This window comes from Actinomadura kijaniata (assembly GCF_014138665.1).
GTDB lineage: Bacteria > Actinomycetota > Actinomycetes > Streptosporangiales > Streptosporangiaceae > Spirillospora > Spirillospora kijaniata.
The window spans coordinates 381977-402518 of the sequence record NZ_JACJIA010000004.1 but is presented as its reverse complement, the minus strand read 5'-3'; the positions used below and the strand labels follow the sequence as shown (position 1 = coordinate 402518).

The window sequence follows — 20542 nt, the reverse complement described above, 5'->3', positions numbered from 1 at the left end:
TCCCGGTATATGGCCCTGCGCCGAATTCCCGTCCCATTGAACGACACCATTCCCGGTGACCGAGAGCCGCCCCCATGACAGCATCCTCCCCTCCTTTCCCGCGACGTCCGGGCCCGTTCGTCGGGCCGCGGCCCTTCGACGTCCACGAGCAGGGGATGTTCTTCGGCCGCCGCGACGCGACCGAGGAGGTGGCCCGCCTCTGGCGCGCCAACCGGCTGACCGTCCTGCACGGCGACACCGGGACCGGCAAGACCTCGCTGCTGCGCGCCGGGCTCGTTCCCGCGCTGCGCGCCGAGGGCGCCAACGTGCTGCCGCCCGGTGAGTCCACCGCCGCCGATCCCGTCGCCGCGCTCCCCCGGATCAACCCCTACTCGCTCACCCTCCTGCGCTCCTGGGCGCCCGAGGAGTCACCCGCCCGGCTCGCCGCCACGTCCCTGGCCGGGTTCCTCCAGCGCCGCGAGCGGGCCGACCGGCGCGGCGCGGCGCAGCCCACGCTGGCGGCCATCGACCAGGCCGAGCGGATCACCCGGGGCGACGGCCCGCTGCGCCGGCACCGGAGGCTGTTCCTGGAGGAGCTGTGCGCGGCGCTGCTCCAGCGGCCCCGGACCCACCTGCTGGTGGTCGTGCGGACCGACCAGCTGGACGCGGTGCTGCGTGTGGCCAAGCAACTGGACGAGGTCGAGTACGCGCAGTTCGCGCTGGGACCGCTGCCGGCCGAGGCCGCCCGGGAGGTGGTGCGGGGGTCGCTGCGCGGGGCCGGACGGCGGTTCGACGTGCCGTGGACGCCCGACCTGCTGGAACGGCTGGGCGGCGGCGACGTCGATCCCGTCCTGCTGCAGGTGGCGTGCGCCCGGCTGTGGGGTTCGCCCGATCCGCCCGCCGGGTCCGAGCTGCCCGCCGAGGTGAGGCGGGCGCTGCGGGCGTTCGGGGAACGGGCGCTGGCCGATGTCGCCGCCGACCACGACGTGGACCGGCCCGACCTGGCCGACTGGCTGCGACGGCCGGCGGGCGAGGCCCGGGGCGCCGTCACCGAGGCGGTGCTGCACGCGCTGGAGGACCGGTACCTGCTGACCCGGCGGGCGGAGGACCGCGCGCACCCCTACCGGCTGCGCCATCCGCTGCTGGAGGACGCGCTGCGGCCGTGGGACCCCGACCGGTGGCCGCGGGCCGCCCCCACCGCCGAGAGCGTCCTGAACGCCGCCGCCGGGACGTTCGTCACCGGCGATCTCGGCCGGGCCGAACGGCTCGCGCTGGCGGCCACGAAACCGTCGGCCGTCCTCCCCGGCACCCCCGCCGAGACCGAGACGCTGCTCGGCGGGATCGCCGTGCTGCGGCGGCGGCCGGACGACGCCAAGCAGCACTACGAGGCCGCCTCCGGGCTGTTCGACCGGGTCCGCGACCAGTCCCGGGCGGTGCTGCTGCTGGCCGCGCGCGGCTGGGTCGCCCTCGACGCCGGGGACCCGCACGAGGCCGTGGAGTGGCTGGAGCACGCGATCCACCGCGACCCCAACAACCCGGCCGTGCAGACCTGGCTCGGCGTCGCCCTCAAGCAGGCGGGGATGCGCACCCAGGCGGTGAGCCTGCTGGACAAGGCCGTGCGGCGCGCCGACGACCCGCTGGTGCCGCAGCGGGCGCTGGCCGCCGCCCTCGCCGACAGCGACGACCGCACGTTCGCCGAACGCGCCCTGCGCGAGTACTCGCGGATCAGGTCCGGGCCGTTCGCCCCGTCCGACGAGGCCACCCGCGCGCTGGCGCAGGCCACGATCGGGGACGCCGAGGCCGCCCGGCGCGGCGTGCGCGCGGCGGTGGCCCGGGACCCCCAGAGCGGCGCGGTGCTGCTGACCGGTGCCCGTGCCCTGCTGCGGCTGGGCGAGCCGGAACGCGCCGCGGGGCTGGCGCGGCAGGCGCTGTCGGCCGACGACCCGCCGCTGCCGCCGCACCAGCGGCCCGACGCCGAGCGCGTGATGGAGATGGCCGACCAGCGGAGGGGACGCCGATGGCGACGGCACTGATCGCGGCGGCCGCCGCCCTGCTGGGCGTCCTGATCACCGGGGTCGTGACGGTCCTGACCACCCGGCAGAACCTGGCCGCCGAGCAGGCCCGCGCCGAAGGGCAGCGGGCCGCCGAGGCCGCGCAGCGCGCCGCCGACGAGGAGCGGGCCCGGCGGGAGCGTCTGGAGGAGGTCACCGAACAGGCGCGGGCGGCGGTGCTGGAGTTCGGCGTGACCGCGCGACTCATCCTGGAGGCGCGCCGCCCCCACCCCATCGCCGTCGCCGAAGAGTCAGCCGGTGACCTGCTGAAACGTGCCCGCGCGCAGTACACCGAGGCGTTGAAGGCGCTGGCCCGGCTGCGCCCGCTGTGCCCGGTCGAGACCCGCGCGGAACTCGACGCCCTGAACGCGGCCGTCAGCGGGACGTTCAGTCACGTGCAGCCGGGAGCGGCTCAGACCACGGGGCCCGAGGAGACCCAGCGGCGGATCCTGGAGGGCTGGCAGGTGGTGTCCGACACCGTGCTGCCCGGCCCGCCGCTCGTGCCCGCGCCGCGCCCCGAAGAGCCTCCCGACCGCCCCCGGCCGAGTCCCGCGCCCTCGACACGATCCGCAGGGTGAACGCCGGCCCGAGCGCCAGGACCGCCCGCGCCGTCCCCAGGCGGTTGGGGCCGGCGCCGCGCGCGTCCAGCAAGGTCCGCAGGGTGAGCAGCAGCGCCAGCGTGCCGACCACCACCGCGACGATCGTCGGGACCTGCCGCAGACCCACGGAGGTGACCAGGTAGCCGCTGAACATCGCGCCCAGCGGGACCGCGCCGCCGGTGAAGAAGCGGTTGGCGCTGACCACCCGGCCGAGCATGCCGGGCGAGACCGCGGTGGCCTGGTAGACGCCCAGGGCCACGTTCAGGTGCGCCCCCACGAACCCGATGCAGCCCGAGGCCAGCGGGAGCGCCACCAGCAGCAGGCCCGAGGAGACGGTCCCGGCGAGCGCCAGCCCGGCCGACAGCAGCGCCCAGGCCCACACGCAGCCGATGACCAGCCGGGCCGGGCGGACCCACCGCCGCCGGGACGCGACGGACGCGCCCACCAGCCCGCCCAGCCCGGACGCCGCGCACAGCAGTCCGACCACCACACCGGGCAGGTGGCGTTCGCGCCCCAGGAAGAGCAGCAGCAGCGGCAGGTTCTGGAAGAGGAAGTTAGTCACGGTGCACACCAGCAGCACCCGCCGCAGGAGCCGGTCGCCCCACAGGTGCCCGAACCCCTCGCCCAGGTCGCGGGCCAGGTCGCCGAAGCGCGCCGGGGCGGCCCGCGCGGGACGCGGCGTCCGGCCCCGCATCCGGAGCAGCATCAGCACCGCGGTCAGCGCGCTGGCGATGTCGGCGAGCGGGGGCAGACCGTGCCACAGCCCGAACAGCAGCCCGCCCCCGGACCGTCCGGTCATCTCGGCCGCGTGCAGCCGGGTCTCGTTGCGGCCGATGGCGCGCGGCAGCCGCCCGGGCTCGACCAGGGTGGGCACGGCGGCGGTCTCGGCGGTGGTGTAGAAGGTGGTGCAGGCCCCCTGCACCGCGGCGCAGACCGCGATCAGCCAGGGGGAGGCGTCCAGCAGCAGCACCGCGCCCAGCAGCACCACGATGGCGGCGATCCGTACGAGCTGGCTGCCGATCATCACGCGGCGGCGGTCCCACCGGTCGACCAGCACCCCCGCCGGGAGCAGCAGCGCGATGCGCGGCAGCGCCCCGCAGGCGGTGACCCATCCGGCCAGCACCGGCGACCCGGTCAGCGCGAGCGCCAGCAGGGGTCCGGTGAGCGCGGCGTTGGCGGCCCCGAACTGGGAGACGGCCGTGCCACGCCACAGCAGTGTGAAGTCGCGTGGCCACGGTGTCCCCCGCGCCTTCGCCGGTGACGCGCGGAGGGTACGGTCGATCACCCTCTCCCTCTCCCCCAGAGCATCTGGTGACCGGGCTCCGGCGGTGGGAAACGGCCAGCGTCCTACAGGGACGCGGGCAAGCTTAGCCATCGCGCCTCGCCGAGGCCCGGAAATCACGAAGATCGATTCGCCGAGATCCGTCTACCCGGGACCCGGTGCGGAAAAGATCAGCAACGGCTAGATCTACGGCAAGGTCCCCCGGTTCACGTGGCATACCCGTTGGACCGCCCGCGGGCCGCCGGTGTTCCGCGGTTCATCTCGCCGCGTAACCGGGAACTCAGCCGACCTCGGCGCGGGCGATCTCCTGGACCGCCTCGTCGGTCATCGCGACGGTCCTCGGCTCGAACGCGCCCTTCCCGCAGACCGTGCCCGTCGCCTTCCCGCCGGGCGCGAGGGTGGTGGTGGGGACCCGGTTCTCGTAGGTGCCGAGCGCCTCACCGCCGTCATGCCTTTTTCCCTCGGCGTCGGTGATCGAGAAGTAGAGGGGGCTCACGGTGACGTTCCGCCTGCCCTGGTTGGTCACGGTGACCTTCACACAGGACAACGGCGCACCTGCGTTCAACACCGTCTCCCGGGCCTTGGTCTTCTCCGCGGCGAGCTTCACCACGGCCCTCTCCGCCCGGGCGGTCCCGCTGGCCGCGCCACCCCCGTCGGCGGACGGAGCGGCGGGCGGAACGCGGACGGGCTCGTCCTCGCCCCCGCAGGCGGTCGCGAGGACGAACACAGCGACGAAGGGGATCACGAAACGCTTGATCACGGGCGCTCCCGGTGCTGGGGGTGGCATGGGTGTGACGCGCACACCGAGAATCCCGTTCACCGGTGACGGCCATATGGAATCACACCGTTGGGGCTTGTCAGCGACCATCACTGGCCCCGCTCTTCGCAAGAGTTGCTTTCTGGCCTACCGTCGAGCAGTGAACAACGATGGCTCGACGTCCGCGGAGTCGACGACTCCTCCTGTCGGGCAACCCGCTTCCGACCCTCGGCTCATCGTGGCCTACGATGAGGCGCTCCGCGTGCTGACTCTGCAGATCAACACGTTGGACAGCCTGCGAACTCGCGCAACGCTGCTCACCGCCGGCGCGGCGCTGGTCACCTCCCTCTTCGGAGGCTTCGCCCTACAGCGCCACCAAGATCTTGGATGGTGGGCCGCGGTGGGTATGGTCGCCCTCGCCGTCGTCCTGGTGAGCGCCCTGGCCATCGTCGCTCCACGACGCGGCTGGGATTTCGTCGTTCAACCGGGCGTTCTGTTGCAGGCCATCGACGACGGTCGTGACGTCGACGCCCTCTACCGCACGCTCATACAGGATTTCGGTGCGTGGGCCCGCGCCAACCAGTTCAAGATTCGCCGACTGCAGTGGTGGCTCGTGGTCGGCATGGTCTTCATGTTCGTCGAACTGCTGGCATGGGTCGGTCAGTTCTGGACCCTGACCAGGGCGTGAGCCGACGCCCGCACCCGGTCATGCCGGAGGGCGGACCGGTGGGGTGAGGGCCGGACGGGCCGCTCGCCCCACCAGGAACCTGGAGATCGCAGGAGGTCAGCGCCGTGGTCTAGCCCTTGACCAGGGTAGCCATGCACTCCACGTCTTGGGTCATGGGGAGCACATGCAAATTGCCTGGCCAGCAGGTCAGCCCTGTGATCGCACCTGGTTCCGGACCGCCATGCGTTCCTGGTACGCGCGGATCTTCGTCCACGCCTCGATGATGGAGTCCATCCGGTCGGGCGCCAGATGCGCATACCGCTCCGTCGTGGACGCCGACTCATGCCCCAGCAGCGCCTGCACGTGGTACAGCGGAACACCCTCCTGCACGAGCCAGCTCGCCGCCGTGTGCCGGCAGTCGTGCGGGTCCGGGCGCGGGATCGGATCGATCCGCTGGGCTGTTTCGTTACGCTCAGCCTCAGTCTTTCGGGGACAGGGCGCACTCCGGCGGCTCGCACGGATAGTGCTCGATGCCTCCCCCAGACGCTCACGGACCGCGCGTAGCGGCGCGGGCGGGGCATTCACGGTCCAGTTCTGACCGAACAGCAGATTACCGCCCGTCAGGTGCATGATGTTCCCGGCCTTCGTCGCATCCGCCCGGTTGTTGTAGACCCGGATCACGATGTCGCCGTTGGAACAGGTGACTTGTGCCCGTGCGCCCACAGGCTCGGGGGTGCCCTTGATGTCGGAGCAGGGCAGCGCGTTGCCCGCCTTGGCGACCAGATCACGCGGCGAGTCGAAATAACCGCCGTCGGCTGGTGGTGGGGAAGCCGACGAGCTGGGCGCCGTGGCGATCTTCGACGCCTGGCCGTTAGCGCCGCACGCGGTGAACGCCAGGACGGCGAGGAGGAGCGGGAGGAGAAGGCGGTGGTGCAGGCGCGGGACGGTACGCGCGGGACACGCGGTCTGCTCCGGAATGGCGCGATGTGGCCGGGCGGTAGACCTCGGCGCCGGACACAGCGACGGCCCGCCCCTCCTGCAGATGGAGAGGCGGGCCGTCTTCTGCCGTCTCAGCGGGCCAGCGGTCGCCCGGTCGCCGTCCGGCCCCGGGCGCGGGCCCACATGGCGCGGGCGCGGCTGGCCGCCCGGACCGCCCACCACGGGCGGCGGACCGCCGCCAGCACCTGTGCCCGGCGCGTCCCCGCCCACGGCGCATAGCTCTTCATCCGCACCTCACCCGCTTGACCTTGGATTCCATCCCCGTCTTGGGGTAACGGTACTTCGCGCCGGCCTTCGTCGTCCCGACCACATAGAAGCGGACACGCCACCGGCCGTCGACGCAGTCGGTCGCGCTGATCGGGATCTTCATCTGGCGGCCGGGCGTGGGCGGCTCCGTCTCGACGAGCGTCCGGACCTGGATCCACCGGCCCTGCTCGTCCTGCAGATACAGGTCGACGTGGACGGCGTGGCGGACCTGGCGCTCGCGGCACTCGGCGGCGACAACGGCCTCCACCAGGACGCCGCCCTCCAGCTGCGCGGAGAGCGGCGCCTGCAGGATCCACGCGCTGCAGGCGTTCTGCGGGCCGCCACCTCCTCCGCTGCTGCCGCACTCCTCGGCGGCGCCGAGCGCGACGACCAAGACGGCCATCAGTGCGGCGGTGTGCGGGGGCCGAGCCATGGGGGTCTCCCTCCTGCTGGGTGGACCGCGGCCCCGGGCCCGCGCTGTATCCCGGGGCCGCGGCGTCTATCCGCGGATCAGTCGCTGAGCGACGTGCGTCACCGGGTCCTCGACGTCCGATCCGACGAAGACGCGCCGCTGGCGCCGCCGGACGTCGACGCCGCACCGCCAGCTGCCGCCGTCGGCGACTTCGGCCTCGGCCTCGGCCTCGGGGAAGAAGACGCCGCGGACGCGCCCGCGCGGGTCAGCCTCGGTGATCAGGTAGACGCCGTCGCCCTGGTCGACGGTCGCGTAGTCGGTGCGGTCCGGCGTGCTCTCCGTGGCGGTCACGGCTCACCTCCTGGTTGAGGCGGCGGCGCGGCCGGGGATGTGGCCGCGCCGCCGCTCCCCCTTGGGTGCCGCGCGACCGGAGCGGGGGTGCCCCGGTCGCGCGACCTCCCCCACCTCCAGCGGGACGGCGCGCGTCCCGCCGGGTACCGCCCGGCCCGGGGACTCCGCTCGCCGGGCCGGGCGGCGTAGGGGCGGGTGCGGCGGGCCCCGTGACGAGCCGCCGCACCCGCGTCTGGCGCTCACCCATCGGTCGGCCGCCACTCGAACTCGGCCCACATGACCTGGCCGTCCTGGCTGACGTCGTGGCCGACCTTGTCGGCGACCACGTCCACGATCAGCAGGCCGCGCCCGTACACCTCCAGCTCGTCGGGGGTGAGGTCGGGGCGCTCCCAGTCACCGGGACCGGAGTCGGCGACGGTGACCCGCGCCCACCCGTCCCGCACGGTGACGGTGACGGTGACCTCGCCGCCCGGCTGGCCGCTGGGGGTGTGGCGCAGCGAGTTCGCGACCAACTCGGCGATGACCAGCTCGGCGTCGTCGCGGCGCGGGGAGCAGGTAAGCATCGCCCGGACCCACGCCCGGATGGCTGGCACCATGGAGGGCAGCCCCGGGTAGGTCATGGTCCACTGCATGCGACTCTCCGCGATCACATGTTGACGATGGGTAAGCTGTGCGCACGGCTTGCATGCGGTGCGCACAGCTTGTCAGGCTTGTGCCGACGATCGCCCGCACCCGGCCACTCGGAGTCCCCGTGACACAGCCCGCCTACCAGCGCATAGCGGATGATCTGCGCAAACAGATCATCGACGGGCACCTCGCTCCCGGCGACCGGATCCCCTCGCGCCCTCAGCTACGCGAGACCTACGGCGTCTCGGACGCCGTCGCGATCCAGGCCGTCCGTCTTCTGGTGTCGGAGGGCTACGTCCAAGCCCGCTCGGGGTCCGGCACCTACGTGCGCGAGCACCCGAAGGTCCGCCGCCTCACCCGCTCCTGGTACCGCGAGGCACGCGGCCGGGCGTCCTCACCGTTCCGCGCGGACATGGAGGCACAGGGCCGCGCCGGTGCCTGGCGCTCGCCATCGGAGACGACCACCGCCACCCCGGCCGTCGCCGAGCGGCTCGGCATCACCGAGGGCGACCCCGTGATGCAGACGAAGTACACGTTCCTCGCCGACGACCAGCCGGTCATGCTGTCCACGTCGTGGGAGCCGCTGGAGATCACCCGGGGCACACCGGTGATGCTGCCCGAACAGGGCCCGCACGCCGGGGCCGGGGTGGTCGCGCGGATGCGGGCGATCGGCCGCGAGGTCGAGCTGGCGACCGAGGTGGTGACGGCGCGGTCGATCCACGCGGCCGAGGCCGAGCTGCTGGATGAGCCGATCGGGTCAATCGTGATGGTGATCCAGCGGACCTACTCCGGAAACCGGCCGGTGGAGACCGCCGACATCGTGGTTCCGACCGACCGCTACGAGCTGGCGTACGTGATCCCGGTGGAGTGAGGGCCGAAGCGGCCGCTCACCCCACCATGATCGTGCGGCGAGCGTGCGTCATGATCTTGCAATACAGGGCTACACCCTGCACCACCCTGCTACAAAACCTTAAAGATCACAGCGGGTCAGAGCCGTGTCCTAGCCCTTGACCAGGGTCGCCAGGCACTCCACGTGCTGGGTCATGGGGAAGGCGTCGAAGGCCCGCAGGCTCTCCAGGGTCCAGCCCCGCTCGCTGAAGTAGCCCAGGTCCCGGGCCAGGGTGGCCGGGTCGCAGGAGACGTAGGCGATCTTGCGGGTGGCCAGGCGGGCGATCTGGCCGACCACCTCGCGGCCCGCGCCCGCGCGGGGCGGGTCCAGGACGACGATGTCGGCGCCGCGCACGCGGGAGCCGCCGCGGTGGCCGGTGCCCCGCTTGTTCTGGGAACGGGCCGAGGGCTCGTCGGCGCGGCCGAACTCCAGGTCCTTGATCACCTCGTCGACGGAGCCGCGCTCGACCGAGACCTGGGGCAGGTCGCGCAGGTTGAACTTGGCGTCGCGGACCGCCTGGGCGTCGGACTCGACGCCGACCACCAGGCCGTCGCGGCCGACCTTCTCGCCGAGGACGCCCGCGAACAGGCCGACGCCGCAGTACAGGTCGAGGGCGATGTCGCCGGGGCGGGGCTCCAGGGCCTCGACCACCGCGTCGGCGAGCAGCTGGGCCGCGCCGGGGTGGACCTGCCAGAAGCCGCTGCCGGACACCTGGTAGAGGCGGCCGGAGACCTGCTCGCGCACGTACGGCAGGGACTGGCCGGGCTCGGGCTTGCCGCGCACCAGGCGGACCGGGACGTCCAGCCGGGGGACGCGGGCCTTCCTGGCGCCGCGCAGCACCACCAGGCGGTCGCCGGTGGCGCCGGAGACCACGCCCTCCACGGAGGTCGCGCCGGGCCAGCGCTTGCGCTCGATGCCCATCAGCTCCACGCCGGGGTGGGCGATGAGGCACTCGTCGATCGGTTCGAGGTCGTGGGAGCGGTGCTTGCGCAGCCCCACCACGCCGTCCTGCACGGCGAACTGCACGCGGGTGCGCCAGCCCAGGCCGGGCGGCGGCACCACCTCGTCGTCGACCGGGTAGGGCACCTCCTCCACGGTGACGGTGCGGGTGATGCCCCCCACGCGCTGGAGCTGCTCCTCGACCACGGCGGCCTTCATCCGGCGCTGGGCGGGCAGGGAGGCGTGCTGCCAGTCGCAGCCGCCGCAGCGGCCGGGGCCCGCGAACGGGCACGGCGGCTCCACCCGGTCCGGGGACGCCTCCAGGACCTCCACCGCGTCGGCGCGCAGGAAGTTGCGGGCGCGGTCGGTGATGCGGGCGCGGACCCGTTCGCCGGGCAGGGCGTGCCGGACGAAGATCACCCGGCCCTCGTGCCGGGCCACGCAGAATCCGCCGTTGGCGACGTTGCCGACTTCGAGTTCGAGCAGTTCGGGTCCGAGATCAGTCACGTTCCGAAACGATACCGCCACCACCGACCGCGGTGTCCTGCTCCGGGCCGGTCACGCGGGGCGGACGGCGGACGGCGCCCGGACGGGGCGGCTCGACGCGGCCCTTCAGCCGGTCGGAGGAGTGCAGCTGCCAGGGAACGCTGGTGACCATGACGCCCGGCTGGAACAGCAGGCGGCCCTTCAGCCGCAGGGCGCTCTGGTTGTGCAGCAGCTGCTCCCACCAGCGGCCGACGACGTACTCGGGGATGAACACGGTGACCACGTCGCGGGGGCTGCGGCGGCGCACCGACTTGACGTAGTCCAGCACCGGGCGGGTGATCTCCCGGTACGGCGAGTCGAGGATCTTCAGCGGGACGGGCAGGTCGTGGACGTCCCACTCGTCCTGCAGACGGCGGGCCTCCGTGGCGTCGACCGCGACCGTCACGGCCTCCAGGGTGGAGGGGCGGGTGGCGCGGGCGTAGGCCAGCGCCCGCAGCGTCGGCTTGTGGATCTTGGAGACCAGCACGATCGCGTGGTTGCGGGCGGGCAGCGCCACGTCCTCGCCGGTCGGCACCAGCTCCGCGGCGACCCGGTCGTAGTGCCGCCGGATGCTCTTCATCAGCACGTACAGGACCGGCATGGCGATGCACACGATGTAGGCGCCGTGCGTGAACTTGGTGATCAGGACGATGACCAGCACCGTCCCGGTCATGAACAGGCCGAACGCGTTGATCGCGCGGGCCCGGTGCATCTCGCGGCGCGCGGCCGGGTCGGTCTCGGTGCGCAGCCGCCGGTTCCAGTGCCGCACCATGCCGGTCTGGCTGACGGTGAACGACACGAACACGCCCACGATGTAGAGCTGGATCAGCTTGGAGACGTCGGCCCCGTAGGCGTAGATCAGCAGGCCCGCCATGGTGGCGAGGATGATGATGCCGTTGCTGAACGCCAGCCGGTCGCCGCGGGTGTGCAGCTGGCGCGGCAGGTAGCGGTTCTGCGCCAGCACCGAGCCGAGGACGGGGAAGCCGTTGTAGGCGGTGTTGGCGGCCAGCACCAGGATCAGCGCCGTCATCAGCGTCACGAACCCGAACATCGGCGTGAAGTTGCTGAACACCGTGTGCGCGACCTGCGCCACCACCGGGTCCTGCTCGGAGACGTCCCGGCCGGTCGCGGGGTCGACCAGGCGGCTGCCGTGGGTGGGGTCGGCGAACTTGGCGTCGGTGAGGTAGGCCAGCGCGGTGACGCCGCAGAACATCGTCATCGCCAGCACGCCCAGCAGCAGCAGGGTGGTGGCGGCGTTCTGCCCCTTGGGCTTCCTGAACGCGGGCACGCCGTTGCTGATCGCCTCGACGCCGGTGAGCGCCGCGCAGCCGGAGGCGAACGCCCGCATCAGCAGGAACGCCAGGGCGATCCCGCCGACGCCGACCTGCTCGCCGTGCACCTCCAGGCCGGCGGTGGGGGCCTTGAGGTCGGCGCCGAGCGCCAGCCGGGTGAACCCCCACAGCAGCATCGACAGGATGCCGAACATGAACAGGTAGGTGGGGATGGCGAAGGCGATCCCGGACTCCTTCAGCCCACGCAGGTTCAGCACCGTCAGGATCGTCACCAGGATCAGCGCGGAGGCGACCTTGTGCTCCCCGACGAACCCGACGAACGCCCCCAGGTTGTCCACCGCCGACGACACCGACACCGCGACCGTCAGCACGTAGTCCACCAGCAGCGCGCTGGCGACGACCACGCCCCAGTTCGACCCCAGGTTGACGGTGGCGACCTCGAAGTCGCCGCCGCCGCTGGTGTAGGCCCGGACGTTCTGCCGGTAGGACGCCACGACCGTCAGCAGGATCACCACCACGGCCACCGCGACCCACGGGGTGTAGGTGTAGGCCGCCAGACCGGCGATGCCCAGGGTGATCAGGATCTCCTGCGGGGCGTACGCCACCGACGACAGCGCGTCGCTGGCGAACACCGGGAGGGCGATGCGCTTGGGCAGCAGTTGCTCGTGCTGCTGGGCGCTGCGCAGCGCGCGTCCGAGCAGCAGCCGCTTGGCGAGGTCCGAGGCCTTCGACACGCAACGAGACTCTAGCCTCTGACGCCGACGCCTGATTTACACCCCCCGTCCGGGCGCGCCGTGCCCGGACGGGCTGGCCGGGGCCGCGCTTGGGTAGTAACCGACCTGGGCGGGTGTGTAGTTTTGCAGCCCGGCGAGGATCTTTCGACGTCGACTGATCGCCGGGTACCGGGGAAGGAACGGCCGTGCATATCGTGATCATGGGGTGCGGGCGGGTCGGGTCGACCCTCGCCCACATCCTGGAGGACAAGGGTCACTCGGTGGCCATCATCGACCAGAGCCCCGAGGCCTTCCGGCGGCTGCGCAGCGGGTTCCGGGGCCGTCGCATCACCGGGTTCGGGTTCGACCGGGACGTGATCGCCGAGGCCGGGATCGAGCAGGCGTCGGCGTTCGTGGCCGTGTCCAGCGGCGACAACTCCAACATCATCTCGGCCCGGGTGGCGCGCGAGACGTTCGGCGTGGACAACGTCGTGGCCCGCATCTACGACCCCCGCCGCGCCGAGGTCTACCAGCGGCTGGGCATCCCGACGGTGGCGACGGTGCGGTGGACCGCCGACCAGATCCTGCGGCGGCTGCTGCCCGAGGGCGCCGAGCCGCTGTGGCGGGACCCGACCGGCCAGGTCGTGCTGGCCGAGCTGGACACCGGGGCGCGCTGGGTCGGGGAGAAGGTCACCGCGCTGGAGGAGGCGGCCCGCACGCGCGTGGCGTTCCTGACACGGATGGGCGAGGCGCTGGTGCCCGACGCCGACACCGTCGTGCAGGACGGCGACATCGTGCACATCATGGCCCGCGCCGACGACCTGGACCGGATCAACGCGGCCGTCGCCGCGCGGCTGGAGGGGGACCACTGATGCGCGTCGCGATCGCCGGGGCCGGGGCGGTGGGCCGCTCCATCGCCCAGGAACTGCTGGAGAACGGCCACGAGGTCCTGCTCATCGACAAGAGCCCCAAGGCCATCAAGGTCGAGATGGTGCCGCGCGCCGAGTGGCTGCTGGCCGACGCCTGCGAGATCGCCTCGCTGGACGACGCCGCGCTGGAGCGCTGCCAGGTCGTGGTCGCCTCCACCGGCGACGACAAGGCCAACCTGGTGGTGTCGCTGCTCGCCAAGACCGAGTACGGGGTACCGCGCGTGGTGGCCCGCATCAACCACCCCAAGAACGAGTGGCTGTTCAACGAGTCGTGGGGCGTGGACGTCGCCGTCTCCACCCCGCGCCTGCTGTCGGCCCTGGTCGAGGAGGCGGTCAGCGTCGGCGACCTGGTGCGGCTGATGACGTTCCGCCAGGGCGAGGCGAACCTGGTGGAGCTGACGCTTCCCGAGGACGCCCCGCTGGGCGGCGAGCGCGTCGGGTCGGTGAGCTGGCCGCGCGACACGGCCCTGGTGGCGATCCTGCGCGAGGGCCGGGTGCTGGTGCCGCAGCCGGACGACACGCTGGAGCCGGGCGACGAGCTGATGTTCGTGGCCAGCCAGGACGTGGAGGACGAGCTGGCGGCGCTGCTGGGCGCCCGCTGACGGAGGCGGCGCGGCCGGGCCCCCGTCCGGGGCCCGGCCGCGCCGGTCGTCGAGGGGGCCGGTCGTTACGCGGCCTTCCCCGGCCGGAGCGGGGTGCGGCCCCGGGCCAGCAGCCCGACCATCGCGGCCAGCGCCGCGACCTGGAGCGGCCAGCCCATGATGATCTTGGCGGTGCCCAGCAGCGCGCTCTGGTCGCCGTCGGCCAGCCAGATGGGGTACTGCACCGCCACCCGCAGCAGGCAGGGGGCCAGCAGCAGCCAGGTCAGCCGCGAGCACAGCTTCACGATGCCGGGGTCGGCGCGCCAGGCGGTCGGGTCGCCGGTGACCGACCCGATGATGAACCCGACGACGGGCCAGCGCACCACGATCGACAGCAGCATCCCGGCGGCGTAGGCGGCGTTGAGGATGATGCCGGGCAGGAACGCGTTCTCGGCCTTGCCCGACTGGACCGCGAAGAACGCCGCGATGGCGATGCCGAACAGGCTGTTCAGCACGAACTGCACGCTGCTCTTCTGGACCAGCCGCACCACCACCAGCACCGCCGCGACGGCCACGCCGACGATCGCCGAGAGCTTCACCTCGTGGGTGGTCACGAAGGTGGCGGTGAACCCGATGGTGGGGACGGCCGCCTCGGCCATGCCGCGCACCCCGCCCAGCGCCTTGCTGAGCTGCGCGCGCACCGCCGCCTCGACGGTGTCGTGCGCGTTCTTCGGCGCGGCGTCCTCGCCGGTGGCGGCGGGCGTCGTGTCAGAGGTCACGGACCGTTGTCCTCGCTGTCGTCGAGCCCGGCGGTCAGGAGCCGCCGCGCAGTTCGTACCGGGGATTGAACATGACCTTGCGCCCGTCCTGCAGGCTCACCAGGCCCTCGGCGCGCAGCCGGCGGCCCGGGTCGATCCCGGCGATCTTGCGGCGGCCCAGCCAGACCAGGTTGATCACGTCGGTGCCGTCGTAGAGCTCGGCCTCCAGCGCCGGGGCGCCGCCGCGGGGACGCAGGGTCACGGTCCGTAGCGTACCCGCGACGCAGTGCCTTTTGCGCGCCGCGCACGCGGTGATGGGGGTGGCCTCCTCGGCCCGGGTGGACTGCTGGAGCTCCTCGGCCTCCATCTCGGCCTTGCTCGACGTCATGCGCCGCAGGAAGCGCCGCAGCCCGCCGCGCTCCTGTCCGGTGGCCGTCGTCCGTCCGGCCGGTACCTCGTCCATGATTCGAACTTTAAAGCATGACCGGACGAAACGGACCGTCCGGACGGCGGAGTCGCGGGCCCTCCCCGGGACTAGGCCTCGAACCGGTAGCCCATCCCCGGCTCGGTGATCAGATGGCGCGGGCGGGCCGGGTCCGGCTCCAGCTTGCGGCGCAGCTGGGCCAGGTAGACGCGCAGGTAGTTGGTCTCCTTCTCGTAGGCGGGACCCCACACCTCGCGCAGCAGTTGCTTCTGCCCGACCAGGCGGCCCGCCTCGCGCACCAGGACCTCCAGGATGTGCCACTCGGTCGGCGTGAGGCGGACGTCCGCGCCGTCCCGGCGGACCTTCTTGGCGGCCAGGTCCACCGTGAACGCCTCGGTGCTCACCACCGCCGCCTCCTCGGCGGGCGCGGCGCGGCGCACGGCGGCGCGCAGCCGGGCCAGCAGCTCGTCCATCCCGAACGGCTTGGTCACGTAGTCGTCGGCGCCCTCGTCCAGGGCCCGCACCTTCTCGGCGGAGGCGTGCCGCGCCGACAGCACGATGATCGGGACGGTCAGCCAGCCCCGCAGCCCCCGGATCACCTCGGTGCCGTCCATGTCGGGCAGGCCCAGGTCCAGCAGGATCACGTCGGGGTGGCGGCGGGCCGCCAGGTCCAGGGCGGCGCGGCCGTCGGGGGCGGCGTCCACCTCGTAGCCCCGCGCCCCGAGGTTGATGCGCAGGGCGCGGACGATCTGCGGCTCGTCCTCCACCACCAGCACGCGGGTCACGCGCTCTCCTTCCCGTCGCCGGTCGCGGGCCGCAGGGTGAAGACCATGGTCAGTCCCCCGCCGGGGGTGTCCTCGGGGTGCAGGCCGCCGCCGATCGCCTCGGTGAAGCCGCGCGCCACGGCCAGCCCGAGCCCCACCCCGGTGCCCCGGGGCGCGTCGCCGAGCCGCTGGAACGGCGCGAACATCACGTTCTTCACGTTATCGGGCACCCCCGGGCCCCGGTCGGCCACCCGCAGCTCGACGCGGCCCCCGCCGCATCCGGGGCCGCCGGGCAGGGCGCTGGCGGTGACCAGCACGGGGGTGCCGGGGGCGTGCCGGACGGCGTTCTCGACGACGTTGGCGACGGCGCGCTCCAGCAGGCCGGGGTCGGCGAGGACCGGCGGCAGGTCCTCGGGGACCTCGATCCGCACGCTGCCGTCCGGAACGCCCGCCAGCGCCACCGGCAGCACCTCCTCCACCGCCACCGCGCGGACCAGCGGGGTGACCACTCCGGTCCGCAGGCGGGTCATGTCGAGCAGGTTGCCGATCAGGCCGTCCAGGCGGTCGGCGGACTCCTCGATCGAGGCCAGCAGCTCGGCCTCGTCCTCGGGGTCCCAGCTCACGTCGGTGGCGCGCAGGCCGCTCACCCCCGCCTTGATCGAGGCGAGCGGGGTGCGCAGGTCGTGCGAGACGGCCGCCAGCAGCGCGGTGCGGATCGTGTCGCCCTCGGCCAGCCGGCGCGCCGCGGCGGCCTCCTCGGCCAGCCGCCGCCACTCCAGCACCGCCTCGGCCTGGGAGGCGAACGCCGACAGCACGCGCCGGTCGGCGGCGGGCAGCACCCGCCCGCACAGCGCCAGCACCGAGCGCTCCCCCGCGCGGGCGGTGACCTCGGCGGCGCCGGGCGTGGCCGGCGGGTCCTCGCCGGTGGAGCCGACCGGGCGCCAGCCGTCGTCGGCGCGTTCCAGCAGGGCCACGGCGCGGACCCCGAACGTCTCGCGGACCCGTTCCAGCAGCGCGGGCAGCGCCTGCTCGCCGCGCAGCACGCTGGTGGCGAGCAGGCCGAGGGTGGCGGACTCGGCGGCGCTGCGGGCGGCCTGCCGGGACCGCCGGGCCGCCAGGTCCACCACCGACGACACCGCCACCGCGACCGCCACGAACACCGCCAGGGCCAGCGCGTTGCGCGGCTCGGCGATGGTGAGGGTGCGCACCGGCGGGGTGAAGAACCAGTTGAGCAGCAGGAAGCCCACCACCGCCGCCGCCACGGCGGGCCACAGCCCGCCCACCAGCGCCACCCCGACCGTCAGGCCGAGGAACAGCGGCACGTCGGCGCCGAGGCCCGGCTGCGGGACGGCGTGCAGCCCGAGCGTCAGCAGCACCGGCCCCAGCAGCGCCAGCGCCCAGCCGCAGGCGCGGCGGCGGCGGGACAGCGGGCTGCCCGCCACGTGGACCAGGCCGCGCCCCCGGCCGACGCGCTCGTGGGTGACCAGGTGGACGTCGACGTCGCCGGACTCGCGCGCCACCGTCGCCCCGACGCCCGGCCCCAGCGCGAACTGCCAGCCCCGGCGGCGGCTGGAGCCCAGCACGAGCTGGGTGCCGTTGACGCCGCGCACGAACTCCAGCAGCGCGGTCGCCACGTCGTCGCCGACCACCTGGTGGAACGTGCCGCCCAGGTCCTCGGTGAGGCGCCGCTGCCGGGCCAGCTCGCGCGGCGAGGCGCCCTCGGCCAGCCCGTCGCTGCGCGCCACGTGCACCGCCAGCAGGTCCGCGCCCCGCGCGCGGGCGGCGATCCGGGCGGCCCGGCGGATCAGCGTCTCCCCCTCGGGGCCGCCGGTGAGGCCGACGACGACGCGTTCGCGGGCCTCCCACCGGCGGGTGATGCCGTGCTGGTCGCGGTAGCGGGCCAGGCCCTCGTCCACCCGGTCGGCCAGCCACAGCAGCGCCAGCTCGCGCAGCGCGGCGAGGTTCCCCTCGCGGAAGTAGTGGGCGAGCGCGGCGTCGATCCGATCGGGGGCGTAGACGTTGCCGTGCGCCATCCGGCGGCGCAGCGCCTGCGGGGTCATGTCGATCAGCTCGATCTGGTCGGCGCGGCGCACCACCGCGTCGGGCACGGTCTCGCGCTGCGGCACGCCGGTGATCTGCTCGACGACGTCGTTGAGGGACTCCAGGTGCTGGACGTTCAGGGTGGAGATCACATCGATGCCCGCGTCGAGGATCTCCGCGACGTCCTGCCAGCGCTTGGCGTTGCGGAAGCCGGGGACGTTGGTGTGGGCCAGCTCGTCCACCAGCGCCACCTCCGGGCGGCGCGCGATGACGGCGTCCACGTCCAGCTCGGTGAGGGTCGCGCCCCGGTGCTCGGTGCCCCGGCGCGGAACGATCTCCAGCTTCCCGATCCGCTCGGCGGTGCGGGGACGGCCGTGCGTCTCGACCAGGCCGATCACCACGTCGGCGCCGCGTCCGAGACGGCGGTTGCCCTCGTCGAGCATCGCGTAGGTCTTGCCGACCCCCGGCGCGGCGCCCAGATAGACGCGCAACGTGCCGCGCACCCCCACGGTGGCCCCTTTCGTGTCACGACACCAGGCGAAATACACCCAACCATCCCTTTCGGCCGGATCGGCCGGTGGCGGCGTCAAGACCGCGTCAAGATCCGCGCCCTCCGGTGGGGGCCGCGCCCGTTTCCCAATCGAGACCGGCGGACCGCGGCGGATCGCCGCCCCGCAACGCGATCAACGTCTACTTTTTCCCTGTGTCATCACTCTGCGTGAATACTCAATCACGGAACGACCGCCGGGGCGCGCGATGCGGCTGATCGTCCCGCTGGCGGCCCTGGTCTCGGCGGCCCTGGCGTCGGCGGCGTGCGGCGGCGACGACCCCGTGCGGGAACGGCCCGCCGGGGCCGCCGGGCCCGCCTCCCCGTCCGCCCCGCCCGCGATCGCCGTCATCCCGGCCGACGGCACGGCCGCCGCGCGGCCCGACAGGGGGATCGTGGTGACGGCGCTGCGGGGGACGCTGACGCGGGTGGCGGCGAGGGCCGGCGGGCGGCCGGTCCCCGGGAGGCTGTCGGCCGACCGCCGCGTCTGGCGGTCGAGGTGGACGCTGCGGCCCGGCGCCGTCCACGCCGTGGCCGCGACCGGCACCGCCGGGAGCGCGACCGCGCGCTTCACCACGCTGCGGCCCGCGCAGACGTTCCGGATCGCCGACGTGACGCCCCTCCCCGGCGAGACGGTCGGGGTCGGGATGCCGCTGATCGTGACGTTCGACCGGCCGATCGCCGACCGGGCCGCCGTGGAACGCGCCCTGGAGGTGCGGATGAGCCGCCGGGTCGCCGGCGCGTGGCGCTGGACCGACGCCCGCCAGGCGGTGTTCCGGCCGCGCCGGTACTGGCCCGCCGGGCAGCGCGTGACGCTGCTCGCGCACACCGCCGGGGTGCGGTCGGCGCCGGGGGTGTTCGGGGCCGCCGACCACGTCGCCGGGTTCCGGGTGGGGCCGTCCCGGATCAGCGTGGTGGACGTGCGGCGGCACCGGATGACGGTCCGGGTGAACGGCCGCCCGGCGCGCTCGGCCGGGATCAGCGCGGGCAAGGGCGGGACCCGCGCCTACACCACCACCAGCGGCGTCCACCTGACGATGGCCAAGGGCGATCCGGTGATCATGACGTCGGACTGGATGGGCGTCACCGACAGGAAGGACCCGCGCTACTACCGCAAGGAGGTCCGGCACGCGGTGCAGATCTCCGCCAGCGGCGAGTACGTCCACGCCGCGCCCTGGTCGGTGGCGCAGCAGGGGCGGGCCAACGTCAGCCACGGCTGCGTCAACGCCTCCCCCGAGTTCGCCCGGTGGTTCTACGACCAGACGCTGCGCGGCGACGTGGTCCTCATCACCGGCACCGACCGGCCGCTGGAGTGGAACAACGGCTGGGGCTACTGGCAGATCCCCTGGACGCGCTGGGTCATGGGAAGCGCGTTGCGGAAACCCGCGGCCCCTGGACGCCCCCGAACCTGAACCGGCCGGACGGCACGCACCGGCGGCGGTCGGGAACGCGCCGCCCCCGCCACGCGTGGACATCTCCGCCGACCCGTGCGGCCGATCACCGCACGGACCCGCGCGGACGCGCCGCAGGCCGGCTCGGCGCCGGTCGGCGTCCGGGGGCGATCGCGTCCGCGCCGGAGAGGCGGCGGGGCCTCAGCCGGGCAGCAGCGCCGCGGCCGCCTCCGCCGCCAGGTCCTCCGCCGTGGCGGGGATCGTGCCCGTCGCGTGCAGGTGGCGGCGCACGATCGCGTAGGGGACGTCGACCACGGCCAGGATCAGGCGCTCGTCGGCGCCGAGGACGTCGGCGATCCGGGCGTTGTCGGCCTGGAGGCGGTCGCGGGCCTCGGCGGGCCAGCCGGGCTCGCCGAAGCCCGCGCTGCCGTAGAGGAGGACGAGGGCCTCCTCGGGGTGGGCGCGGCTCCAGGCGACGACATGGCGGGCGGCGTGCTCGGGGGAACGGCGCAGGGCGTCGAGGAACCCCTCCTGGAAGCGCTCCAGAGTCCGCAGCCACAACGCCGCCAGCAGCGCGGACGCGCTGGGGAAGCGGTGGTAGAGCGAGCCGCTCGGCGCTCCGGCGGCGCGCGCCACGGCGGCGACGGTGACGCCGCCGGGTCCGTGCGCGGCGGCCAGCGCGACGGCGGCGTCGAGGAGGGCGTCCTCGTCATGGCGGGGTGGTCGTCCCATGGCAGCCAAGGGTAGGCTCCTCTTTATTAGAGACTTCTCTCCAAAAAG

The 20542-nt window shown here is 73.8% G+C and carries 20 protein-coding genes; 6 read left to right on the top strand and 14 right to left on the bottom strand.

Features of this window, described 5'->3' with window-relative positions:
- Positions 1-74: 74 nt before the first annotated feature.
- Positions 75-2012 (top strand): tetratricopeptide repeat protein, encoded by a 1938-nt coding sequence (locus tag HNR61_RS17925; protein WP_182844284.1) that lies wholly within the window; start codon positions 75-77, stop codon positions 2010-2012.
- 405 nt (positions 2013-2417) lie between these two features.
- On the opposite strand, the gene HNR61_RS17920 is transcribed toward HNR61_RS17925, so the two are convergent.
- Together HNR61_RS17920 and HNR61_RS17915 are read right to left on the bottom strand one after the other, a co-directional pair.
- Positions 2418-3914: an MFS transporter gene (locus HNR61_RS17920; protein WP_182844283.1), complete on the bottom strand. Its 1497-nt coding sequence runs from the start codon at positions 3912-3914 to the stop codon at positions 2418-2420.
- 277 nt (positions 3915-4191) lie between these two features.
- On the bottom strand, positions 4192-4671 hold the full coding sequence (locus tag HNR61_RS17915) for a DUF4352 domain-containing protein (RefSeq protein ID WP_182844282.1): 480 nt from the start codon (positions 4669-4671) through the stop codon (positions 4192-4194).
- Positions 4672-4828: 157 nt separating this feature from the next.
- Between HNR61_RS17915 and HNR61_RS17910 the strand changes: the two genes are divergently transcribed.
- Positions 4829-5356 (top strand): hypothetical protein, encoded by a 528-nt coding sequence (locus tag HNR61_RS17910; protein WP_182844281.1) that lies wholly within the window; start codon positions 4829-4831, stop codon positions 5354-5356.
- Positions 5357-5542: 186 nt separating this feature from the next.
- On the opposite strand, the gene HNR61_RS17905 is transcribed toward HNR61_RS17910, so the two are convergent.
- From HNR61_RS17905 to HNR61_RS17885, 5 genes are all read right to left on the bottom strand, one after another.
- Positions 5543-6016: a site-specific integrase gene (locus HNR61_RS17905; RefSeq protein ID WP_312897947.1), complete on the bottom strand. Its 474-nt coding sequence runs from the start codon at positions 6014-6016 to the stop codon at positions 5543-5545.
- 389 nt (positions 6017-6405) lie between these two features.
- Complete coding sequence (locus HNR61_RS17900; RefSeq protein ID WP_182844280.1) at positions 6406-6561, bottom strand: hypothetical protein; 156 nt, start codon at positions 6559-6561, stop codon at positions 6406-6408.
- Positions 6558-7013, bottom strand: a complete 456-nt coding sequence (locus HNR61_RS17895) for a hypothetical protein (protein WP_182844279.1) — start codon at positions 7011-7013, stop codon at positions 6558-6560. The genes HNR61_RS17900 and HNR61_RS17895 overlap by 4 nt, the downstream gene beginning before the upstream one ends.
- A gap of 66 nt (positions 7014-7079) precedes the next feature.
- Entirely contained in the window at positions 7080-7343 is a 264-nt protein-coding gene (locus HNR61_RS17890) for a hypothetical protein (RefSeq protein WP_182844278.1), read from the bottom strand.
- A gap of 239 nt (positions 7344-7582) precedes the next feature.
- A complete protein-coding gene (locus HNR61_RS17885) occupies positions 7583-7975 on the bottom strand; it encodes an ATP-binding protein (protein WP_182844277.1) in 393 nt (130 codons plus the stop codon).
- Between the two features lie 119 nt (positions 7976-8094).
- On the opposite strand from HNR61_RS17885, the gene HNR61_RS17880 reads away from it, so the two are divergent.
- On the top strand, positions 8095-8841 hold the full coding sequence (locus HNR61_RS17880) for a GntR family transcriptional regulator (RefSeq protein WP_312897946.1): 747 nt from the start codon (positions 8095-8097) through the stop codon (positions 8839-8841).
- Between the two features lie 129 nt (positions 8842-8970).
- Here HNR61_RS17880 and HNR61_RS17875 read toward each other — a convergent pair whose 3' ends face one another.
- Together HNR61_RS17875 and HNR61_RS17870 are read right to left on the bottom strand one after the other, a co-directional pair.
- Positions 8971-10305 carry a class I SAM-dependent RNA methyltransferase gene (locus HNR61_RS17875; RefSeq protein WP_182844275.1) on the bottom strand — a complete coding sequence of 445 codons (1335 nt, stop codon included), beginning with the start codon at positions 10303-10305 and terminating at the stop codon, positions 8971-8973.
- Entirely contained in the window at positions 10298-12349 is a 2052-nt protein-coding gene (locus HNR61_RS17870) for an APC family permease (protein WP_182844274.1), read from the bottom strand. The genes HNR61_RS17875 and HNR61_RS17870 overlap by 8 nt, the downstream gene beginning before the upstream one ends.
- Before the next feature lie 185 nt (positions 12350-12534).
- Here HNR61_RS17870 and HNR61_RS17865 point away from each other — a divergent pair, with 185 nt between their 5' ends.
- Positions 12535-13200, top strand: coding sequence for a potassium channel family protein (locus HNR61_RS17865; RefSeq protein ID WP_182844273.1), 666 nt, complete (start codon positions 12535-12537; stop codon positions 13198-13200).
- Positions 13200-13859: a potassium channel family protein gene (locus HNR61_RS17860; protein WP_067827046.1), complete on the top strand. Its 660-nt coding sequence runs from the start codon at positions 13200-13202 to the stop codon at positions 13857-13859. Before HNR61_RS17865 ends, HNR61_RS17860 begins: the two co-directional genes overlap by 1 nt.
- 65 nt (positions 13860-13924) lie before the next feature.
- Here HNR61_RS17860 and HNR61_RS17855 read toward each other — a convergent pair whose 3' ends face one another.
- The 4 genes from HNR61_RS17855 to HNR61_RS17840 all read right to left on the bottom strand — a co-directional run bounded on the left by HNR61_RS17855 (position 13925) and on the right by HNR61_RS17840 (position 18267).
- The gene (locus HNR61_RS17855) at positions 13925-14617 is read right to left on the bottom strand and encodes a DUF3159 domain-containing protein (RefSeq protein ID WP_312897945.1); all 693 of its coding nucleotides are present in this window, start codon (positions 14615-14617) and stop codon (positions 13925-13927) included.
- Between the two features lie 34 nt (positions 14618-14651).
- On the bottom strand, positions 14652-15059 hold the full coding sequence (locus tag HNR61_RS17850; protein WP_067827039.1) for an OB-fold nucleic acid binding domain-containing protein: 408 nt from the start codon (positions 15057-15059) through the stop codon (positions 14652-14654).
- 71 nt (positions 15060-15130) lie between these two features.
- The gene (locus tag HNR61_RS17845) at positions 15131-15805 is read right to left on the bottom strand and encodes a response regulator (protein ID WP_182844272.1); all 675 of its coding nucleotides are present in this window, start codon (positions 15803-15805) and stop codon (positions 15131-15133) included.
- Positions 15802-18267, bottom strand: coding sequence for a sensor histidine kinase (locus HNR61_RS17840; RefSeq protein WP_182844621.1), 2466 nt, complete (start codon positions 18265-18267; stop codon positions 15802-15804). Before HNR61_RS17840 ends, HNR61_RS17845 begins: the two co-directional genes overlap by 4 nt.
- Before the next feature lie 313 nt (positions 18268-18580).
- Here HNR61_RS17840 and HNR61_RS17835 point away from each other — a divergent pair, with 313 nt between their 5' ends.
- On the top strand, positions 18581-19783 hold the full coding sequence (locus HNR61_RS17835; RefSeq protein ID WP_182844271.1) for a L,D-transpeptidase: 1203 nt from the start codon (positions 18581-18583) through the stop codon (positions 19781-19783).
- A 180-nt stretch (positions 19784-19963) separates the two neighbouring features.
- Here HNR61_RS17835 and HNR61_RS17830 read toward each other — a convergent pair whose 3' ends face one another.
- A complete protein-coding gene (locus tag HNR61_RS17830) occupies positions 19964-20494 on the bottom strand; it encodes a TetR family transcriptional regulator (RefSeq protein WP_182844270.1) in 531 nt (176 codons plus the stop codon).
- Positions 20495-20542: the final 48 nt, after the last annotated feature.

Coding starts and splice junctions, on each gene's coding strand:
- HNR61_RS17860 (WP_067827046.1), top strand. CDS start 13,200: ATGCGCGTCGCGATCGCCGGGGCCGGGGCGGTGGGCCGCTCCATCGCC.
- HNR61_RS17885 (WP_182844277.1), bottom strand. CDS start 7,975: ATGCAGTGGACCATGACCTACCCGGGGCTGCCCTCCATGGTGCCAGCC.
- HNR61_RS17840 (WP_182844621.1), bottom strand. CDS start 18,267: ATGCTCGACGAGGGCAACCGCCGTCTCGGACGCGGCGCCGACGTGGTG.
- HNR61_RS17900 (WP_182844280.1), bottom strand. CDS start 6,561: ATGAAGAGCTATGCGCCGTGGGCGGGGACGCGCCGGGCACAGGTGCTG.
- HNR61_RS17850 (WP_067827039.1), bottom strand. CDS start 15,059: ATGGACGAGGTACCGGCCGGACGGACGACGGCCACCGGACAGGAGCGC.
- HNR61_RS17895 (WP_182844279.1), bottom strand. CDS start 7,013: ATGGCTCGGCCCCCGCACACCGCCGCACTGATGGCCGTCTTGGTCGTC.
- HNR61_RS17830 (WP_182844270.1), bottom strand. CDS start 20,494: ATGGGACGACCACCCCGCCATGACGAGGACGCCCTCCTCGACGCCGCC.
- HNR61_RS17925 (WP_182844284.1), top strand. CDS start 75: ATGACAGCATCCTCCCCTCCTTTCCCGCGACGTCCGGGCCCGTTCGTC.
- HNR61_RS17835 (WP_182844271.1), top strand. CDS start 18,581: ATGCGGCTGATCGTCCCGCTGGCGGCCCTGGTCTCGGCGGCCCTGGCG.